At 41.5% G+C, this 20,123-nt stretch carries 18 protein-coding genes; 3 read left to right on the top strand and 15 right to left on the bottom strand.

Translation table 11 applies throughout. The features are described from left to right. The first annotated feature begins 110 nt into the window (after nucleotides 1-110). The 3 genes from CSV73_RS03065 (at nucleotide 111) to gshAB (ending at nucleotide 4,834) form a co-directional block, all read left to right on the top strand. Complete coding sequence (locus CSV73_RS03065; protein ID WP_099626610.1) at nucleotides 111-1,229, top strand: S-(hydroxymethyl)glutathione dehydrogenase/class III alcohol dehydrogenase; 1,119 nt, start codon at nucleotides 111-113, stop codon at nucleotides 1,227-1,229. 4 nt (nucleotides 1,230-1,233) lie between these two features. After that, nucleotides 1,234-2,067: an S-formylglutathione hydrolase gene (fghA, locus tag CSV73_RS03060; RefSeq protein WP_099626609.1), complete on the top strand. Its 834-nt coding sequence runs from the start codon at nucleotides 1,234-1,236 to the stop codon at nucleotides 2,065-2,067. A gap of 505 nt (nucleotides 2,068-2,572) precedes the next feature. Then, nucleotides 2,573-4,834: a bifunctional glutamate--cysteine ligase GshA/glutathione synthetase GshB gene (gene gshAB, locus CSV73_RS03050; protein WP_099626607.1), complete on the top strand. Its 2,262-nt coding sequence runs from the start codon at nucleotides 2,573-2,575 to the stop codon at nucleotides 4,832-4,834. Nucleotides 4,835-4,973: 139 nt separating this feature from the next. On the opposite strand, the gene CSV73_RS03045 is transcribed toward gshAB, so the two are convergent. The 15 genes from CSV73_RS03045 to rpsF form a co-directional block, all read right to left on the bottom strand. After that, nucleotides 4,974-5,699, bottom strand: a complete 726-nt coding sequence (locus CSV73_RS03045) for a 3-ketoacyl-ACP reductase (protein WP_099626606.1) — start codon at nucleotides 5,697-5,699, stop codon at nucleotides 4,974-4,976. Between the two features lie 170 nt (nucleotides 5,700-5,869). Beyond that, nucleotides 5,870-6,349 (bottom strand): 23S rRNA (pseudouridine(1915)-N(3))-methyltransferase RlmH, encoded by a 480-nt coding sequence (gene rlmH, locus CSV73_RS03040; protein ID WP_099626605.1) that lies wholly within the window; start codon nucleotides 6,347-6,349, stop codon nucleotides 5,870-5,872. A 411-nt stretch (nucleotides 6,350-6,760) separates the two neighbouring features. Beyond that, on the bottom strand, nucleotides 6,761-8,005 hold the full coding sequence (locus CSV73_RS03035; RefSeq protein WP_099626604.1) for a S1C family serine protease: 1,245 nt from the start codon (nucleotides 8,003-8,005) through the stop codon (nucleotides 6,761-6,763). A 106-nt stretch (nucleotides 8,006-8,111) separates the two neighbouring features. Next, nucleotides 8,112-8,900, bottom strand: coding sequence for an MBL fold metallo-hydrolase (locus CSV73_RS03030; protein WP_085132240.1), 789 nt, complete (start codon nucleotides 8,898-8,900; stop codon nucleotides 8,112-8,114). An 11-nt stretch (nucleotides 8,901-8,911) separates the two neighbouring features. Next, the gene (locus CSV73_RS03025) at nucleotides 8,912-9,724 is read right to left on the bottom strand and encodes a two-component system regulatory protein YycI (protein WP_099626603.1); all 813 of its coding nucleotides are present in this window, start codon (nucleotides 9,722-9,724) and stop codon (nucleotides 8,912-8,914) included. Beyond that, nucleotides 9,711-11,039: a YycH family regulatory protein gene (locus CSV73_RS03020; RefSeq protein ID WP_099626602.1), complete on the bottom strand. Its 1,329-nt coding sequence runs from the start codon at nucleotides 11,037-11,039 to the stop codon at nucleotides 9,711-9,713. Before CSV73_RS03020 ends, CSV73_RS03025 begins: the two co-directional genes overlap by 14 nt. Beyond that, complete coding sequence (walK, locus tag CSV73_RS03015) at nucleotides 11,030-12,853, bottom strand: cell wall metabolism sensor histidine kinase WalK (protein ID WP_099626601.1); 1,824 nt, start codon at nucleotides 12,851-12,853, stop codon at nucleotides 11,030-11,032. The genes CSV73_RS03020 and walK overlap by 10 nt, the downstream gene beginning before the upstream one ends. A 6-nt stretch (nucleotides 12,854-12,859) precedes the next feature. Further along, entirely contained in the window at nucleotides 12,860-13,570 is a 711-nt protein-coding gene (yycF, locus tag CSV73_RS03010) for a response regulator YycF (protein ID WP_085132244.1), read from the bottom strand. 278 nt (nucleotides 13,571-13,848) lie between these two features. After that, nucleotides 13,849-15,198, bottom strand: coding sequence for a replicative DNA helicase (gene dnaB / locus CSV73_RS03005; RefSeq protein WP_369802569.1), 1,350 nt, complete (start codon nucleotides 15,196-15,198; stop codon nucleotides 13,849-13,851). Nucleotides 15,199-15,222: 24 nt separating this feature from the next. Continuing rightward, nucleotides 15,223-15,669 (bottom strand): 50S ribosomal protein L9, encoded by a 447-nt coding sequence (gene rplI / locus CSV73_RS03000; protein ID WP_099626599.1) that lies wholly within the window; start codon nucleotides 15,667-15,669, stop codon nucleotides 15,223-15,225. After that, nucleotides 15,669-17,642 carry a DHH family phosphoesterase gene (locus tag CSV73_RS02995; protein WP_085132247.1) on the bottom strand — a complete coding sequence of 658 codons (1,974 nt, stop codon included), beginning with the start codon at nucleotides 17,640-17,642 and terminating at the stop codon, nucleotides 15,669-15,671. Before CSV73_RS02995 ends, rplI begins: the two co-directional genes overlap by 1 nt. Before the next feature lie 11 nt (nucleotides 17,643-17,653). Beyond that, the gene (locus CSV73_RS02990) at nucleotides 17,654-18,610 is read right to left on the bottom strand and encodes a DUF2232 domain-containing protein (protein WP_099626598.1); all 957 of its coding nucleotides are present in this window, start codon (nucleotides 18,608-18,610) and stop codon (nucleotides 17,654-17,656) included. 232 nt (nucleotides 18,611-18,842) lie between these two features. Continuing rightward, nucleotides 18,843-19,079 (bottom strand): 30S ribosomal protein S18, encoded by a 237-nt coding sequence (gene rpsR / locus CSV73_RS02985; RefSeq protein ID WP_029054370.1) that lies wholly within the window; start codon nucleotides 19,077-19,079, stop codon nucleotides 18,843-18,845. A gap of 45 nt (nucleotides 19,080-19,124) precedes the next feature. Then, complete coding sequence (gene ssb, locus CSV73_RS02980; protein WP_099626597.1) at nucleotides 19,125-19,643, bottom strand: single-stranded DNA-binding protein; 519 nt, start codon at nucleotides 19,641-19,643, stop codon at nucleotides 19,125-19,127. Nucleotides 19,644-19,690: 47 nt separating this feature from the next. Next, a complete protein-coding gene (rpsF, locus tag CSV73_RS02975) occupies nucleotides 19,691-19,978 on the bottom strand; it encodes a 30S ribosomal protein S6 (RefSeq protein ID WP_085132250.1) in 288 nt (95 codons plus the stop codon). Nucleotides 19,979-20,123: the final 145 nt, after the last annotated feature.

Below are 20,123 nucleotides of genomic sequence, written 5' to 3'. Positions count from 1 at the left end.
TCTATACTAATCATGTTCATAGTGACAAAAGAGTCAGTATTGCATGATGAATTATAATATGTAATGATAGAAAAGTAAACACAATACAGTAAAAGAAAGAAGGGCTTCATGTGAAAAGTAGAGCAGCTGTAGCATTCAAACCTGGAGAACCACTTAAAATTGTAGAAATCGATGTAGAAGAACCAAAAGCTAATGAAGTATTAGTCAAAATTCTTTACACTTCTGTCTGTCACACAGACGCATATACATTATCGGGCGATGACGCAGAAGGAGTATTTCCTGCTGTTTTAGGCCATGAAGGCGCTGGTGTCGTAGTTTCAGTAGGTGAAGGAGTCACTTCCGTTAAACCTGGTGACCACGTTATTCCACTTTATACACCTGAATGCGGGAAATGTAAATTCTGTCTATCCGGTAAAACTAATCTATGTGGTGCCATTCGCGAAACACAAGGTAAAGGATTAATGCCTGACGGTACGACCCGCTTCTCTTACAACGGTGAACCAATTTATCACTACATGGGAACGAGCACTTTCAGTGAGTATACTGTCGTCTCTGAGATCTCCCTAGTTAAAGTGGAAGACCACAACGTACCGCTTGATAAAGTTTGTCTATTTGGATGTGGTGTCACTACGGGTATTGGAGCTGTTCATAAGACAGCGAAGGTAGAAGAAGGTGCTGTTACGGCAGTCTTCGGTCTAGGAGCTATTGGTTTGGCCGTTATTCAAGGATTGAAGCAAGCAAAAGCAAGCCGCATCATTGCAATCGACTTGAATGAAGACAAATTTGAACTGGCGAAGAAAATGGGCGCAACAGATTTCATCAATCCTTCTACATTTGATAAACCCATTCAGGAAGTCATCGTAGACATGACGGATGGCGGTGTCGATTACAGCTTCGAGTGTATCGGTAATGTCGAAGTAATGAAAGCTGCTCTTGAATGCTGCCATAAAGGTTGGGGCGAGAGTATTATCATTGGTGTCGCGGGGGCCGGTAAAGAAATTCATACCCGTCCATTCCAATTAGTTACGGGTCGCGTATGGCGCGGGTCTGCATTTGGCGGAGTAAAAGGAAGAACAGAATTGCCAGGGATGATTGACGACTACATGGACGGTGAAATTGATTTAGATTCGTTCATTACACACCAACTAAATTTCACGGATATTAATGAAGCATTTGATTTGCTCCATAAAGGTGAATCAATTCGATCAATACTAACATATGGAGAGTGAGATCATGAATGTAGAACGCGTTGAGCAACGTCGCTCTTTTGGTGGGGAACAAAACAAGTACAACCATTATTCAGAAGTTCTCAAGTGTGATATGACATTTAGTGTCTTCTTACCATCTAATAAAGAACAAAAAGAAATACCGCTCATTTGGTTTTTATCGGGATTAACATGTACGGATGATAACTTCAGTCAAAAAAGTGGTTTCCAACGCTTAGCTGAAAAACATCAGGTAGCTGTAATTATACCCGATACATCACCACGCGGAGAAGATGTAGCGAACGTTGAGGCATTTGACCTTGGACAAGGTGCAAGCTTTTATTTAAACGCAACTGAAGAGCCATGGGCTAAGCATTATCAAATGTATTCGTATATAACGGAGGAGCTAAGTAAAATTGCCGCTACTCTAGTGCCTAATTTCTCAGGTAAAGAAAGTATCATGGGTCACTCAATGGGTGGTTATGGTGCATTGATGATTGGAATGAAGAATGCTAATCGTTTCAAAGCGATTTCAGCGTTCTCTCCAATTTCAAGTCCGAGCGATGTTCCGTGGGGAGTCAAGGCATTTTCCACTTATCTTGGTGAAGACAAAGCGACTTGGAAGCAATGGGATACTACAGAACTGGTGAAAGAAGCGGGTCTTCCTCCCATTTTGATCACGCAAGGAATGGCAGACGATTTCTATCCAGAGCAGTTGAATGAGAAGCCGTTCCTAGAAAATGCGAAGCAGCATAACCAGGCAGTGGAGTATAACCAAGTAGAAGGCTATGACCACAGCTACTTCTTCATCTCCTCATTCTTGGAAGAACACTTTGACTTTCATATGAAGAACTTGGAGTAAACTATTTATAAATAGAGTGTCGTAATAGTGTATTGTTTGGGATTTGCGCTACAGAGGGGACGCTTTCCTGAGGGCGTGGCTTGAGCCGCTTCCCTCACTTCGTTCAGTCCAGGGTCTCAAGTCACACGCTGATCCTCCAGGAGTCGCCCCTCTTTCGCTCCAATCCTACTCAAAAAACTAAAAACTTTACTTTTTCAATTTTAAATTCAAGATCAATTCTAGATAACTTTTCAACTTACTATATCCAAAGAAATATGCCAGTTGATCGTAAGCTGAAGGCGGCGACACGGGGAGGATCAGGCCGACAGGTGAGATAACTAAAGGAGCGACACGACTAGTTGGCTCACCGCGCACCTTCAAACGCGTCCCTTGCAGCGTCAATCAACGGGGTCACCCCCTTAACATCCACATTGCCACGCAGTGTGGATGTTTTTGTTTTTAAGGGTATATGAATTAAGATAGAAGAACGAACTTATAAATACCTTACATAGGAGGGATAGCTACAATGGATCTTAAGAAAATGCTAGCCGATGAACGTGTGAAACCATATCTTATGAAAGCTCGTTACGGCATAGAAAAAGAAGGACAGCGCGTAGATCTCGATGGGCACTTGGCAACGACCTGCCACCCCGCGAATATCGGAATGGGAGACGAGCATCCGTATATCCAACGCGACTTCTCTGAAACTCAAATGGAATTGATCACGCCTGTCCTGAACACACTGGACGAATTATTTGATTACCTATCAGGCATTCATGACGTTGCCTATCGTTCGATGGGCAAGAATGAAATGCTCTGGCCGTTAAGTATGCCCCCTGCCCTTCCTAAAAAAGAAGAAGATATCATGATTGCAAAGCTGAACAATTTTGAAAATGTTCTCTATCGTCGTTCACTTGCCAATTCATACGGTCGTCGCAAACAAATGATTTGTGGTATTCATTTCAATTTTGAATTCAGAGACGAACTGCTCCGTATGTTATTTGATTTACAATCAGACTTCGATGATTATCAGCAATTCAAAACAGATATTTATTTGAAACTGACTAGAAACTATTTGTACTATCGCTGGCTCGTCACGTATTTCTACGGTGCGTCCCCTAGAAGTGAAGAAAACTTCTATGGATGCGACGACCAACCCGACGAACCAGTTAGAAGTATTCGAAGCAGCCGATTCGGCTATACGAACCATGATGATGTAAATGTGTCGTTTAGCACGATTCAGAAATACATTTCGGATTTATCTTCCGTAGTTAATAGAGGTTTGCTGGTAGAAGAAAAAGAGTTCTATACAGCTATGCGTTTACGTGGCAGTGATCGGGTGGCAGACTTCGAGCATACTGGTGTGCGTTATGTAGAGTTACGGAATATCGACTTAAACCCGTTTGAAACGAATGGCATTAGCTATGAGCAAGCGGAATTTCTGCATGTATTCCTGCTTTATCTTCTACAGAAAGAAGAAGATCCGGAGAGTGACGAATGGGGTAATGCGGGTGATGCTCGCAATGATGTTGTCGCACTTGAGCATCCACTAGCACATACTCAGTTTGAAGCCGAAGCACATGAACTGGTGGACGAAATGGAACAGTTATCAAAAGATCTGGACTTCCCAGTTTCCGAATCATTATTTGTGAATCTGCGAGAGATGCTTGCTGATCCTTCCAAAACCTTGGCGGGAAGACTTTATTCAGAGAGTGAAAACACGAGCCAAAGCCAGGTAGCGACAGAAATTGCGAGGGAAACCTATACTCAGCTGTGGGAAAAGCCATATGAATTGACAGGCTTTACGGATATGGAGCTATCCACGCAGATTATGATGTACGATGCGATTCAGAAAGGCATCAAGGTAGAAGTTTTGGACCGCCAAGATCAATTCTTGAAGTTGAAACTGCATGACCATATAGAATACGTCAAGAACGGTAACATGACGAGTAAGGATACGTATGTATCTACTTTGATTATGGAAAACAAAACGGTTACCAAGAAAATCCTTCATCAAGAAGGTTATCGCGTTCCAGGTGGAGACGAATTCAGTAATAGTGAAGAAGCTTTACGCGCCTATGAGATGTTTGCTAAGACACCATTTGTTGTGAAGCCAAAAACGACGAACTACGGGATCGGCATATCCATCTTCAAAGACGGCGCAAGTTATGAGGATTACAAGAAAGCCATCAGTCTAGCATTCGACGAAGATTCGTCTGTATTGGTAGAAGAGTTCCTTGAGGGCACAGAGTACCGTTTCTTCGTGTTACACGATAAAGTTCTCGCTGTCATGCTACGCGTGCCTGCAAACGTCACAGGAGACGGTACACACACAATTAAGGAACTTGTTGAAGAAAAGAACCGTGATCCACTAAGAGGCACAGACCACCGTACACCATTGGAACTTATTCAACTCGGAGAACTAGAGGTTCTTATGCTGAAAGGTCAAGGTTATCAACTGAATTCTATTCCTGAAGACGGGGAGATCGTCTACTTGCGTGAGAACTCCAACGTCAGTACTGGTGGAGATTCGATTGATGTAACCGATCAAGTTTCCGAGGATTATAAGAAGATTGCAGTAGATGCAGTAGCCGCTCTCGGAGCAAAAATTAGCGGTATCGATTTGATTATTGAAGATCTCGATGTTCCGGCAGCCAATCCAGGCGCGTATGGCATCATCGAAGCGAACTTTAACCCTTCGATGTATATGCATATTTACCCTTATAAAGGCAAAACACGACGAGTGACAACCGATATTTTGCATTACTTATTCCCGGAACTGTTATAAAATATTTTTGACTTGTCGAATGAAAATATTCGTATAGTAACTATATATGAATAATAAAAGCTGTAGTTGAACTACTAAAACGGGCCTATCCAATTTATCTGGATAGGCCCGTTCATGTTTTATCAAGTGAATAAATAGATTAAAATGGATTCGTAGCTATGAAACTGGCTGTTTTTACATACACACGTCGATTTAACTTCAATTGATTTACAATCACTTCAGCAATGTCTTCTGATTGAATCAATTTAGAGTCATCGTTTTCTTTAATCAAATTTAAATCTAGTGCCAAATCTGTTGCTACAGTACTTGGTGTCAGAGCCGAAACACGAATATTATTTCGTCGTACTTCTTGTGCCAATGATTCCGTAAAGCCTATTACCGCAAATTTGGATGCACTGTATGCACTGGAAGTAGCCGCTCCATTTAGACCATTTGTCGATGAAATATTAATGATGTCGCCCGCATTTTTTTCAATTAACTGCGGTAATACAGCACGTGTAACATAATACGTGCCCATCAGATTTACATCTACTATGTTCTTCCATTCCTCTGGGTCCATCTCCAAGACAGTACCGAATGTGGCAATGCCCGCATTATTTATTAAAATATCGGCAGTTCCTAAATCAGCAGTTAACGATGCAATGGCTTCTTCAACTTGCTCTTTAGATGAAACATCAGCCGTTGCATAAGCGACTTTCACACCATGACTTTCAATTTCTGCAGCCACTTCTTTTAAAACAGACTCTGTTCTTGCAAGCAATCCAATATGGACTCCCTCTTTTGCTAATTGAAGTGCCGTCGCTTTGCCTATTCCTCGTGCTGCGCCAGTCACAAAGGCTACTTTTCCAGTTAATGTTTGTGCCATTTTAAAGACCCCTTTCAAGCGTCAAATACTTTCTCTTTTAGTATAACCGTTGAAAAGATCCTTGGCATGAATGCACGCTTGTATAGCTAGTTTGTAAAGTTAACTACTGTCCTATCCATAGTTCCTTTAGTCATTTTTAATGAACACTGATTATTAACTATAAAGCTTATTTACTTATGATAAGGCTCTCCCTTAATAATCCGAAATCCACGATAAATCTGCTCCACCAACACCAACTTCATCAACTGATGTGGAAACGTCATCTTGGAAAAGGACAACTTCTCATTCGATCGTTGTAATACACTACTATGTAAGCCGAGTGAACCACCAATCACAAAGACAATCTTGCTTTTACCATAGGTCATCAATGAATCGATACTGGCTGCGAATTCTTCAGAAGTTTTCATTTTCCCGTCGATTGCTAGTGCAATAACATGCGCGTCTGCTGCAATTTTCGCCAGAATTCGATCAGCTTCTTTCTTTTTAACGATTTCCATGTCGGCTTCGCTTAGTGTTTCAGGTGCTTTTTCATCCGCCACTTCGATTAATTGCATTTTTGCATAGCTATTCAGACGTTTCGTATACTCTTCTATTCCTTGTTTCAAATACTTTTCTTTTAACTTACCCACGGTCACAATTGATATATTCACAGTTTATCCACTCACCTTCCAAAAGTTATACACAATACTTATGCACATATCCACAAGCCTATCTACATATTGTGTCCGATTATTTGTTCTGCACTACATGTAAATCTTACTGATTATTGTATCACATCAATGTGGATAACTTTTCATTCGTTTTTCATTTTGAATAGAATTATTTATTTACCATAAAAAATGAAAATGCCTCAACCTATTGACCTGTGAGGGTTTAACACTTGTCACTTTGTTGTTACTTATTATTTTCCTAACATTTTATTTTACACAATATTATACACATTATTTAGATTTTATCCACAATTGGATAACTTCATAAAAAAATCAGGCATCGTAGCGCATTATCGCTAGATGCCCGATGTGGACAGGAAGTTATTCACTATGTGGACAATGTACATTCTATTAGAATGTATTTCCGTCTTTCAAAACCATCTCCAAGTCCAGTTTCTTTCCATCTCGATAGACTGTAATTTTCAATGGATCGCCAATTTCTTTTTTATTATACAAATACTTACGTAGACTGACCATATCCGTCACTTTCTCATCATCCAACTGAACGATTGTATCATACTTCTTCATGCCTGCTTCTATTGCAGATGAATTCGGTATGACGTCCGTTACGACAACACCTTCGGTTACTTCTTCAGGCAATTTTAATGTCTGTTGCTGTTGCTGAATAGGTATTTGTCGAAGATCAAGTAACGATACGCCCATTGTCGGACGATTTACTTGTCCTGTTTCTTCTAAGTGTTCAATAATAGGTAATGCAATATTGATTGGAATAGCCAATCCAATACCCTCTACTGTCGCTTCAGAAATCTTCATGGAGTTGATTCCGATCAATTGGCCTGCCATGTTGATTAAAGCACCACCGGAGTTTCCCGGGTTGATCGCTGCATCTGTCTGCAAGACGTCAGCCTGCCAATCGACACTTCCATCTTTGTTTAAATCCATTGGAATAGAGCGGTCTTTACCTGAAATTACACCCACTGTAACAGATCCCGCAAAGCCAAGTCCTAATGGATTACCGATGGCAATAACGGATTCCCCACGTTTTAACGCATCTGAATCACCGAATTCTACCACTGTATCGACGTGTTCTGCATCAATTTCAACTACAGCCAGGTCTGTCCAAAGATCACTGCCGATTAACTTTCCTTCAACCTTTGTACCATCATCAAAACTAACTTCGAGTTGTTCGGAATTCTCTACGACGTGGTGGTTGGTTACGATATATGCTTTATCGCCTTCTTTTTTATACAAGACACCTGAGCCCGAGCCGGCTTCTTGTGTAGACGTTGTGGAAGACCAGAAGTCTTGGACTGTTTGGATATTTGTAATACCCACGACGGCATTTGCGACGTTACCTACCACATCGGTAATTTCGCTTGAGATGTCCATTGATACTTGTGCATGTTCCGAGTTGGTTTTATCTTCCGTTTGTTTAGAGGTTGTAACATCGTTAGTACTTGATGAGTCAGTCGTGTACATTGTGACTAAAAATACGATAATGCCACCCAATAGTGCGCCAAGTAAGCCTGGCCAAAAACTACCTCTACGTTTTGGATTGCGTTTCGGTTCTACCGGTGGAATTGGTTGTTGCCATTCCATTTCTTCTTTTCTTTCCTCTCTTCTTTCCTCATCCATTCGCATTTCCTCCTTATTAGTAAGTATTCCTACATGTACTGTACCCCAATAACTCTTTGAAAATGCAAAAAGCCTCACTAATTTAGCAAGGCTTTTCGCATTTACTTTAGACTAGCACAAGCTCTGTAGATTCTAATGCATCCGTATCATGCAAGTGAACAAATTCCCCTGCACGAATGCCGCAGTCTTCAAGTGTCTGTGCTACGCTCATGCGCGCCAAGTCTTTCATATTGTTATCTAAGCTAAGATGGGCTAAATAAATATGCGCTTCTTTTTGAGCTACTACTTCACTCATTGCGACAGCTGCATCTTCATTTGATACGTGGCCCACGTCACTTAATATACGACGTTTAATGGACCATGGATAGCGACCCATCTGCAGCATGCTGACGTCGTGATTACTTTCGAATACAAAGCTGTCAGCTCCTTGAATATGACCTTTCATACGGTCACTTACGTAGCCCGTATCGGTAATAATCGCCAGTTTACGGTCACCTTCATTAAACGTATAGAACATTGGGTCTGCTGCGTCATGGGATACAGCAAATGACTGGATATCCAGTGAACCAAATGTTTTCACCGTTTCCATGTCGAAGTGGAAACGCTGATCAACGGGAATCTCTCCTACCAGTCCGTCCATCGCTTGCCAAGTTTTAGCATTGGCATAGATAGGTGTTTTATATTTTCGGGCAAGTACGCCGATCCCTTTTATATGATCACTGTGTTCATGTGTGACGAAAATGCCGTCAATTTGTTTCATCGAGCGATTGATCGATCCGAGCAAACCTTCAATTTTCTTACCGCTCATGCCGGCATCTACGAGAAAAGCATGCTCATCTGTCTCTATATATAGCGAGTTGCCTGTACTACCACTCGCCAAAATGCTAAATCGCATGTGGAAAACTCCTATTCTATTGGTTCTTCTACTATATCCGATTGGAACTCGATGACTTTTCCTTCAATCGCATTGATGAAGTAATGTTCTATCGTCCCATCTTTCAATTTTACCTGAACATTCCACGTCGGTGCAAATACTTGAGTTTCTGTCAGCTGAACGAGTGTCGAATAACCTGATTTGACTTGCATAACAGTGGAATCCGGTTTCAGATAGCCACGTGTAACGAGTGAGGAGACCGCATCGTTTTGCGACAGTAAATCTTTTTTATGATTAAAGCTTAAGAATTCGTCAAGCATACTTTGTTCGTAATGAGTAACTTTTCCATCCTTGTCCCAATGCATGACGAGCATGGCATTCGGGCTGTGGAAAATTGTTTCATTCTTCACCCGTTGAAAGAATACGGCGTTCTGTTCTTCTTCATCCACATCCCAAAGCACGTAATCTTCGCCATTTAGCACATATTTCTTTAAGAACTCGTCAAAGTCATATCCATCTTCTCCCTCAGTCACTTTTACAGGCTTTTTCATTTGGGATAGTAATCGTGATTTTTCGACTAGGACGAATGATTGGTTATTTAACTTTTCTAATTTTTCATTAGTAAAGGTGGCAATATGAGCTGATAAATACGAAACGTCTTTTTTAGTGAAAGGGATGGGGTCATACGTAATATTTTCAAGCGCCAACGTTTCTTCGATGGATGTTTTCCCGATAATCTGCATATTTCCGACACTCATTTGCCTGTCTAAATAGAGCCCATACAAGAAGACATTTAGAATTGAAAAGACGATAATGAAGATCGTCTTGGTTCTATTCCAATCCACTCATGCCACCTCCTTGCGGTTCTTTCGGAGCGAAGCGTAACCAGTTATCTTTGATAAGGTAATACCAGCAAGGTTGCAAAATAATTAATTTGCGTTCTACATCATGGATCATATAATAACCGGGAGTGATTTCCTCTATCAAATCGAAGTCTAGCTCTTCTGATTCACGTAAAGACTCTGCCACTTCCACTCCTGAAGGTAGCTTCTCTTGTACCGGTTCGATGTTCACGTCTAATGTGTAATATGGACGTATATATTTGAATACACGCGTATCTCCCCATGTCTCCTTAATTTCACTCATATTCGGTTGATCACTAAAGACTGGCAAACCACCGACATATAGCTGGAACCGGACATAACGGGAATACGGATTCATATAGGCGTAGCGAAACTCATCCGTCCAGCCGCCATGTTCATTGACGAAGTCAATAGAATTTAACAGCAATTCTGAAGGCAATGCGAACTCAAAACTTTCCTCTGTAGGCATGACATAATTTAAAAATTTGTTCTCGGTATCGACAGTCATAAAAGCATGATCGTCTCCATATTCCTCATGCGTCGCATCTATTTGACTACGTCGTACAGCATTCGGGTCGCTAAACAAGGCATCACGGAAACGTATTGGGTTGATTTCTTCCTGATAATACGTATTACGCATAATAGTTATAGGATCTTTTGGTACGGCAAGAACTGGTGCATTGTCGCGATCGATTTCCACATATTCTTCAAACGATTGACCAACATCCACTACATTGCGTAGAAAACTTGTTTTATTCGGTAACGTCACCTGCATCTGGTAATGTAAGCCGCTCATTTCACTCAGTAAATGAACAACTGGTGCTTGCGTGGATTGACTCCAGTCTATGACTAGACGATTAAAGGTAGCTTCCGGAATATTCACCTCATCGATTAATAATACATTGTCATAGACTAGCATAGGTACTTCTCCCGTAAAGTAGAACGACATTTGGCTTGGTTGACGCAAGATCTGTGCAATATCAAACTTTTTCATATCTTGGCTTACTAGCTGTAGATCAGATAAATTCCATGTATTCATTTCTGTCAGGATTTTGTCTATTTTTTCGGTATCTGTAGAGCCTAGTACGTGGTCTTTTAAATTAGTAATTATTTTATACGGTTTAATAATTTCATCTATTGTTTTCTTCTCAGAAATGGATATATCGACAGTCTGTAGCTGTTCCAGTGGTTCATAATTGGGTGAATAATTCCAGACCTCAAAGGTGAATAAGACACTCAACGAAACGAGCAACAACAATACGACGGATTTGATTATTTCAATGTATTTCAATCCCACTCACCGTCCTCTTGTTGTTCAAATGGTAGCTTGAAGAATATTGTCGTTCCTTTTCCTTCTTCACTCTGCGCCCAAATATCTCCTTTATGTGCCACAATCATTTCCTTAGCAATTGCAAGACCAAGACCGGTTCCGCCGAGTGCACGGGATCGGGCTCTATCTGCACGATAGAAACGGTCGAAAATTCGACTGACGTTGGATTTAGGTATACCCATTCCATCATCTGAAATCATCACTTTAATATAATCACCTGAAACCGTTACACCGAAGCGGACTTCTCCACCATCTGGCGAATACTTCAAAGCATTGGAAATGATATTGTCTAATACTTGCGTTAGTTTGTCGGTATCGATTTCCACGAATAGACTGCTTGAATACAAGTTCCGTGTGAAGCGTACATTTTGCGACTTGGAGAATTCAAAGCGCTCAATAACGGCATTGAAGAATCGGTTAAATTCCACCCATTCTTTATTCAATTCATATTCTTTACTGTCCATGCGTGACAGTTTTAGTAAGTCATTCACAAGACGAATCATTCGCTCGGTTTCATTTTGCGTAACATGTAAGAAGTTCGGAGCGATTTCCTCATTACGCCAAGCTCCTTCTGCCAAGGCATCAAGATAACTGCGCATTGTAGTGAGTGGTGTACGCAGTTCATGCGAAACATTTGACACGAACTCACGACGTTCCATATCAATCTTTTCTTGCTCGGTGTTATCATGCAATACGACAATCAAGCCATTTACGAACCCTGTCTCACGCTGGGTAACAGAAATTGTCGCTCGTAAAATATATGCTTGATCTTCCGTACTGAAATCTAGTGGAATCGATTCCTTCATCTGGATCAATTCTTCAAACGTATATGCATCATCTATACCAAGAATATTGGCGATAGGGCGATTAATGACAAGATCATTCGTTACGCCAAGCATCTGTAGAGCGGAGTCGTTAATTAGGCTAACTCGTCCTTTACGGTCGGTCGAAATAACACCGTCCGTCATATTTTCCAGAACCGAGGCTAACTTTCGTCTTTCGCTCTCAGTGGTGGACTGAGATTCTTGCAGCTGGTTGGTTAAGTGATTGAATGCGATGGCTAGCTGGCCCATCTCATCCGATCCATACACTTTAACCTTTCGGGTGAAGTTCCCTTTCGCCATTGCCCGTGCTTGTCTCCGCATGTCTGATATTGGTCGGGTAAATGCTCTAGCAATGAAAATCCCGACTAGTATTGTAATGGTTAGTGAGACCGCCGCCGCCCCCGCCAATATCCTATTGATTTCTTCAATTTGTTGAAAAACGGATTCAATATTGGCTTCTACATAAAGCGACCCTACAACTTCATTGCCATTGAAGATCGGCTTGGCCAAGGAAAGCACGCGATTATGCGATTGCGGATCCATCATCACGACATCTTTCATCGTCTCCGATGTAATTGACTTTCGCACATTATCATTAGTCGAATGTTGGCCTACCCTCATCTGATTGTCAAATGAAGATGTCGCCAGAATACGATATTTTGGATTTATAACTTGTACTTCAATAATGTCATCTGATGTGAATTCGACCAAGACATTTTTTAAGCTTTGTTCTAATGTGGGGTCATTGTCTTTTCGTTTTTTTGTAATTTCTTCCCGCACACTGAACTCGACTAAATTCATCCGGTCTACAATAGAATTTGTAAAGTTATCTTTTAGTGTTTGTTCCAGTTCACGGGCAAAATATAGCCCGATAATCTGCATGGACACAAGGATAAGCAGAACATATATCAAGACAAATTTGACTTGAATCGATCGAAAAAAACCTACCTTATGCATAATGGCTTACTCCTGTTCCGGATCGCGCAAGTAATAGCCTACCCCACGTCTTGTGACGATCCAGCTCGGATGGCTCGGCGTATCTTCAATCTTTTCACGAAGACGTCGAATCGTTACATCGACTGTCCGTACATCTCCGAAATAATCATAGCCCCATACAGTTTGCAATAGGTGCTCACGCGTCATCACCTGCCCGATATGTTTTGCTAAATAGTACAATAATTCAAATTCACGATGTGTTAATTCGATTGTCACTCCACGCTTTTGAACATAGTATGCATCAGGTTGGATGACAAGTTGACCTACTGTAATATCGTTCGTTTCTTCTTCCTGATCTTCCGCTATAGTTCTTGCATGACGACGCAAGTTGGCTTTGACCCGGGCAATTAATTCTCTTGTGCCAAATGGCTTAGTGACATAATCATCTGCACCTAGTTCAAGCCCTAAGACTTTATCGATTTCAGAGTCTTTAGCCGTCAGCATGATGATGGGAAAATCATGCTTTTTTCGCACTTCTCTACAGACTTCCATGCCGTCGCGTTTAGGAAGCATGATATCTAGAAGCATAAGATCAGGCTGGATTTCTTCCACTCGGTTGATAGCATCTTCACCGTCATATGCGCAAAAGACGTTGAAGCCCTCCTTTTTCAAATTAAATTCTATGATGTCTGCGATGGGTTTCTCATCGTCTACAATAAATATAGTTTTATTTTGCATGACTTGTTCCTTTCTCACCATAATTGGCGATCGAATTTTTAAGCTACATACTGGTCTTACGACTAAATTAAGCAATATACATTCATGTAGCATCTCGAATACTTATCTATCTTTTCTATGGTTACAACCTTATTCTCAAGCTGAAATATATCATTCCATATCCTTTAACTCTATCATGATTTATGCAAAATCGCACTTTTTCAAGCGGGGGTAGCTTGCTTGGAACGCGAAAAAACAGCGCGTCCTTTTCTATGGTCGTAGAAGAAGGGCGCGCTGTTTTATTCGTAAGATGGAGGGGATTCATGCTGACTCCAGTCGATATTGAGGAATTTGTTGTATTCCTTTGCAAATGCCAACGTTACGGTACCAGTTGGACCGTTACGTTGCTTGGCAATAATGATTTCAATCATGTTTTGCATTTCAGTTTCTTTATCGTAGTAATCTTCTCGGTAAAGGAAAGAGACGATATCGGCATCTTGCTCAATACTCCCTGACTCTCGAAGATCAGACATCATAGGACGTTTATCTTGGCGTTGCTCTACACCCCGTGATAGCTGTGATAGTGCAACGACCGGGATTTTCAGTTCACGTGCTAAAGCTTTTAATGAACGGGAGATCTCAGATACTTCTTGCTGACGATTGTCGCTACCCCGGCCGCTTCCCATGATCAGCTGCATGTAGTCAATCATCACCATACCGAGACCGTGTTCTTGTTGTAGACGTCTACATTTTGAACGGATTTCATTGACTCGAAGACCTGGACTGTCATCAATGAAAATACCCGCATTTGATAACGACCCCATAGCCATTGTCAGCTTGCGCCAATCGTCGGCTTCAAGGGTACCTGTACGCAGTACTTGCGCGTCAATATTTCCTTCTGCACATAACATACGCATGACCAGCTGTTCAGCACCCATCTCGAGACTGAAGATCGCGACGTTTTCTCCTGCCTTCGTCGCCACGTTTTGCGCTACGTTCAGCGCAAACGCGGTCTTACCAACAGATGGACGAGCCGCCACAATAATCAAGTCATTACGTTGGAAGCCTGCAGTAATCTTATCCAAGTCACGGAAACCAGTTGGAATACCTGTTACATCACCTTTACGTGTATGCAGTAATTCAATATTGTCATACGTCTCCACTAATACATCTTTGATATGACGGAAGTCACCAGCGTTTTTCCGATTGGATACTTCCATCATTTTCTTCTCAGCTTCGCCAAGTAATGCCTCTACTTCATCTTCCCGTGTATACCCATCTTCTACAATGTCAGTGGCAACGCGGATCAATCTGCGCAGTAAAGCTTTTTCATCTACGATATTCGCATAATAGACAATGTTTGCAGCAGTCGGAACCGCGTTAGCAAGCTCTGTGATATATGAAATACCCCCGACGTCTTCAAGTTCGTTTTTTACTTTGAGTTCTTCGGCGATTGTCACCAAATCGACTGGCTGACCTCTGTCATTTAATACAAGCATAGTTTCGAAAATCTTTTTATGTGCAATTCGATAGAAATCTTCCGGTAACAATATTTCAGACGCGGTAATCAGTGCTTGTGGTTCTAAAAATATCGCGCCAAGGACCGACTGCTCTGCTTCGTTGTTATGCGGAGGTGTGCGCTCGATCATCTGGTTCAAGCTATTATCTCCTTATCATTCTTCTGTAACATGCACTTTAAGTGTAGCTATTACATCAGGGTGTAATTTGATCGGAACATTTGTAAAACCAAGTGCACGAATTGGCTCAGGTAATTCCATCTTGCGGCGGTCTACTTTAATTTTATTTTGCTTTTCCAACGCTTGTCCGATTTGCTTGGACGTAATAGAACCAAATAGACGACCGTCTTCGCCAGTTTTCGCCTGTAGCTCTACAGTCAATTTTTCGACTTGCTCTTTTAATTCTTTAGCTTCTGCCAATTCTGCAGCCGCATCTTTCTTCTGGCGTTCCTTCTGTCCTTGCAACTTACTTAAATTACCTGGAGTCGCTTCAACTGCTACATTATTTTTCAATAAAAAGTTTTGTGCATATCCTGTTGAAACCTCTTTCACTTCACCTTTTTTACCTTTTCCTTTAACGTCCTTTAAAAAAATAACTTTCATCATTCATTTCCCCTTTCTCCATATTGATCTAGTACATCTTTTAACATAGTTATTGCTTCATCCATCGTGTCTACACTTAACTGGCAAGCAGAATTTGTTAAATGACCACCGCCACCCAACTCTTCCATGACGACTTGAACATTTAATTCACCCAATGAACGCGCGCTAATACCAATTCTTCCATCATCACGCTTTGCGACAACGAATGAAGCGGAAATACCTTGCATCGTCAGTAGGATATCAGCTGTCTGCGCGATCAGCACGGAGCTGTGCACGACTTCATCCTGCCCTTTTGCAATAGCAATTTCTCCATTGCCTACAAATTCTACAGTCTCAATTAGTTTTGATCGTTCGATATATGTCTCAATATCTTCTTTCAATAAACGCTGTACTAGCACGGTATCGGCACCATTCGTCCGCAAGTAGGAGGCGGCTTCAAATGTTCGAGAACCTGTCCTAAGTGTAAAGCTTTTTGTATCGACTACAATACCTGCTAACATCACTGTCGATTCCAGCATCGTCAACTTTTCGTTCTTCGGCTGATACTCCAGCAATTCCGTTACAAGTTCCGCCGTCGAAGATGCATAAGGCTCCATATAAACGAGCACAGTGTTATTAATAAACTCTTCTCCACGTCGATGATGGTCAATTAATACAACCTTCTGTGCCTTGTCCAGCACGCGTTCATCAATAACCATACTGGGCTTATGCGTATCGACAATAACGACCAATGAACGCTCTGTCATCAATTCCAATGCCTCTTCAGGCATCAACATGTGATCATGTAATTCTTCATCTTGCTGCACTTCATCCATTAAACGGCCGACACTAGTATCAAGCTGATCGAAATTAACGATGACATAACCTTCGACACCATTCATTTTTGCCATCTTACGTACACCAATCGATGCTCCAATCGCATCCATGTCAGGCATTTTGTGGCCCATGACGAACACGCGGTCACTGTCTTGGATTAAATCACGTAGTGCATGTGAAATCACTCTTGCACGCACGCGTGTACGCTTTTCAACAGGATTTGTCTTACCGCCATAGAATTTCAGCTTCCCATCATGATGTTTGATCGCTACTTGGTCACCACCACGCCCGAGAACTAAATCCAAACTCGACTGTGCCAGCTCACCAAGCTCTGTAAGCGACGTAGTACCCGTCCCTACCCCAATACTCAATGTAAGTGATACGCTGTGTTTAGACGTGTTCTCACGAATTGTATCGAGCAATGCAAACTTAGTCTTCTCCAACAATTCTAATGTACCTTCATTGAAAACAGCCAGGAAGCGCTCAGAAGAAATTCGTTTTACGAAGATCCCGTATTCATCTGCCCATTGATTGACCAATGAGGTAATAAGGGAGTTCATCTGGCTTCGTGTCTGGTCGTCCATTGTCTGTGACAGTTCATCATAGTTATCAACTAACAAAATCCCAATCGCTGTTCGGTCGGAATAGTAAAGAGATTGCATCTTCATACGTTCTGTTACGTCAAATAGATAGATCAGTTTCTCTTCCGGTTTGTAATACACACGGTACGAGCGATCATTCAATACGATAACATCCTGATCACTGTCTTCTCTGATCACTTGCCGGAACGCTTCGTTCATATCGTAAAGCTGCGATCCAATCCAAGTCTTATCGGGATAAATGGAGGTTATAAATGGATTGACCCATTCGATTAATTGCTTATCATTTAGCAAGATAATCCCAATTGGCAACTCCAACAATGCTTCTTCTCCTACCCTTTTCATGCGATAGGATAACGTTTCAATATATTTCTCTGTCTCCAGGTAGTTATCATTCTCTACTTTCCAAGCAATACCCAGTGCAAGCGCATAAGCGATAGCGAAAAACAGTCCAACCCAAAAGTTCAATAGCATTAGTAGGACGGAACCTACCGCTCCAAGTAAAGACAAGAATGCTAACGGAATTCGTATCCCACGTTTTTTATAAAATAAATTCACTATCTCATCTCCTACGCTCTCTTATCTTTATCTATCCATGTACGAATGTTAATGGCGATATCCAAAACACCCAACATTACAGTGAAGGGACTGAGGAACATGGCGAATAATGTAGCCAGCACGTTGACGATCATTGGAAGCTTCATCTTGCGCAACGCATAGTAAATCAACGCCAAACCTTGTAAGAAGAATAAGAATCTAAAGATGAGAATGGCATTTGCCTCCAGTAGATAAAACGTCGTTCCTTGTTCAGGCTGTGACAAAATAGAAATCAACAGCAATACTAGATAAACTAATACCGTTGCAAATGGAAGACGCATAGTAAGGAAAGAAGCAAATTTAGGTACTTCAAAACGCAAACGTGTTGCAACCGCTAAAATTGGCATGACAAACAGATAGGCTATTACAAAAACAGACAAGATGAACAGTGAAGGCACAATAGTTTGGTAATATGTAAATGCCTCAGCCACGATTCGTTCTATATCTCTTGTTGAATTTCCCATTCCCGACATAATCACAAGCGCTTCTTGCTGAATAGCTGAAAATTGTTGCATCAACTGTTCAATCGGATTGATTTTCATGAACCACACAGTACCAAGATACAATAAACTCAATGAAATGAGCAATGTGATTCCTGTTGCCATATATACATAAAGTTTCGTCTTGCCCGTTCGCACGGTGTCTCCGATAACGAATCCAACTGCACTCAATACAATCGCTGCTGGAATGGAAAGCAAACCGCCAATCAATAATGTAATAAGCCATGTACACATCGCCACCATTAGTGTTGAGGTCCGGCCATAGCGCAAACGATAAATCGTAATGGGCAATGGAACGAGCAATATTGTCAATAAGCCGAGTAATGGTACGTATAAAGTCATTGCCAGTAATATGGCGAAAAGTGCTACCATCATCGCACCGTACGTAATTCTACTTGCTTGATCTTGCATATCTACGCCCCAATTCATTCACTACTTCTTTTACCACCTATCAATAATTAAAGGACAAGGTGTTGCATCCCTTAATTCATATAAAGCTACAATCATCCTTCTAATTGTATCACGATTCGACGTGAAATCAAAAATACAGGCAGTCGCAGTTTCCACTAAAATGGATGGGCAATGAAATTTTTGGGTATAAAGTTTTCAAAACAAAAAAACCGCCACTGACTGAATAATTCAGTCAGTGGCGGTATATATATTACCGCTCTTCAGATACGAACGGAAGTAGTGCCATGATGCGTGCACGTTTGATTGCAACCGTCAATTTACGTTGGTATTTAGCGCTTGTACCAGTAACTCGACGAGGCAACATCTTTCCGCGCTCAGAGATAAACTTCTTCAACAAATCTACATCTTTATAGTCGATGTGAGTAATGTGGTTAGAAGTAAAATAGCAAACCTTACGGCGTTTGCGACCTCCACGACGTGGTGCCATAATTGTTGTCCTCCTTCCTATTTACGTATCAAGTGAACCGTTCTATCAGAATGGCAAGTCGTCATCTGTTACTTCAATCGGACCGCCGCCTGGCTGGAATGGATCATTATCGACACGTGTCATATTTTGCTGATTCGGTTGGTAGGATTGCTGGTTATTGTATCCTTGTCCTTGATCTTGGGAAGGTGCGTTATAAGAAGGCGCTCCACCATAAGATGGTGTTTGCTGACGTTCTGTATTGCCACCTTTCGGCTCCAGGAATTGGGTACTATCCGCAACAACTTCTGTCGTGTAAACACGCTTACCGTCTTGACCTTCAAAGCTGCCCGTCTGTATACGACCATCCACTCCGGCAAGACTTCCTTTTCGTAAGTAATTCGCGATATTCTCAGCCTGTTTACGCCAAGCTACACATGTGATGAAATCCGCTTCCCGTTCTCCTTGGGCATTAGCGAACGCGCGGTTCACTGCCAGTGTAAAACGTGTTACAGCAATTCCAGTTTGTGTATACTTCAGCTCAGGATCTTTTGTTAATCGGCCAACTAAAACGACACGGTTTATCATTCAGAATCAAACCTCCCTCATCATAAATTTTAAAATTTTATATCAGATTACGCATCTACACGAATTGTCATATGACGAATGATACCTTCGTTGATGTTCGCTAGACGTGTAAATTCATCGATTGCTTCAGCACCAGCGTTAGCAGTTACTAATTGGTAGTAACCTTCACGTAAGTCGTCGATTTCGTAAGCAAGACGACGCTTGCCCCACTCTTTCGACTCGATGATTTCCGCTCCGTTTGAAGTTAGGACAGTATCAAAGCGTTCAATCAACGCTTTTTTCGCGTCCTCTTCAAGAGTTGGGCGCATAATGTACATAATTTCGTACTTTCTCATCAATAGTCACCTCCTTATGGACTTGGGCCCTACTTTTGCAAGTGGGCAAGGAGTAAGTAAATTTAATATTACTCACATCAGTACATACTATCACATCACAATTGGAATATCAACCTTCAATATACTATACTAAATGAATTAAGGA

It is taken from the genome of Sporosarcina sp. P1 (assembly GCF_002743155.1).
Taxonomy (GTDB): Bacteria; Bacillota; Bacilli; order Bacillales_A; family Planococcaceae; genus Sporosarcina; species Sporosarcina ureae_B.
This window is presented reverse-complemented; position numbering and strand designations above follow the sequence as displayed.

What these genes read in the sequence shown, in the direction of transcription:
- rpsF (WP_085132250.1), bottom strand. Translation starts at nt 19,978, where the DNA reads ATGAGAAAGTACGAAATTATGTACATTATGCGCCCAACTCTTGAAGAG.
- CSV73_RS03030 (WP_085132240.1), bottom strand. Translation starts at nt 8,900, where the DNA reads ATGCGATTTAGCATTTTGGCGAGTGGTAGTACAGGCAACTCGCTATAT.
- ssb (WP_099626597.1), bottom strand. Translation starts at nt 19,643, where the DNA reads ATGATAAACCGTGTCGTTTTAGTTGGCCGATTAACAAAAGATCCTGAG.
- CSV73_RS02990 (WP_099626598.1), bottom strand. Translation starts at nt 18,610, where the DNA reads ATGAATTGGGGCGTAGATATGCAAGATCAAGCAAGTAGAATTACGTAC.
- dnaB (WP_369802569.1), bottom strand. Translation starts at nt 15,198, where the DNA reads ATGATCGAGCGCACACCTCCGCATAACAACGAAGCAGAGCAGTCGGTC.
- CSV73_RS03045 (WP_099626606.1), bottom strand. Translation starts at nt 5,699, where the DNA reads ATGGCACAAACATTAACTGGAAAAGTAGCCTTTGTGACTGGCGCAGCA.
- rpsR (WP_029054370.1), bottom strand. Translation starts at nt 19,079, where the DNA reads ATGGCACCACGTCGTGGAGGTCGCAAACGCCGTAAGGTTTGCTATTTT.
- rplI (WP_099626599.1), bottom strand. Translation starts at nt 15,669, where the DNA reads ATGAAAGTTATTTTTTTAAAGGACGTTAAAGGAAAAGGTAAAAAAGGT.
- gshAB (WP_099626607.1), top strand. Translation starts at nt 2,573, where the DNA reads ATGGATCTTAAGAAAATGCTAGCCGATGAACGTGTGAAACCATATCTT.
- CSV73_RS03035 (WP_099626604.1), bottom strand. Translation starts at nt 8,005, where the DNA reads ATGGATGAGGAAAGAAGAGAGGAAAGAAAAGAAGAAATGGAATGGCAA.
- yycF (WP_085132244.1), bottom strand. Translation starts at nt 13,570, where the DNA reads ATGCAAAATAAAACTATATTTATTGTAGACGATGAGAAACCCATCGCA.
- walK (WP_099626601.1), bottom strand. Translation starts at nt 12,853, where the DNA reads ATGCATAAGGTAGGTTTTTTTCGATCGATTCAAGTCAAATTTGTCTTG.
- fghA (WP_099626609.1), top strand. Translation starts at nt 1,234, where the DNA reads ATGAATGTAGAACGCGTTGAGCAACGTCGCTCTTTTGGTGGGGAACAA.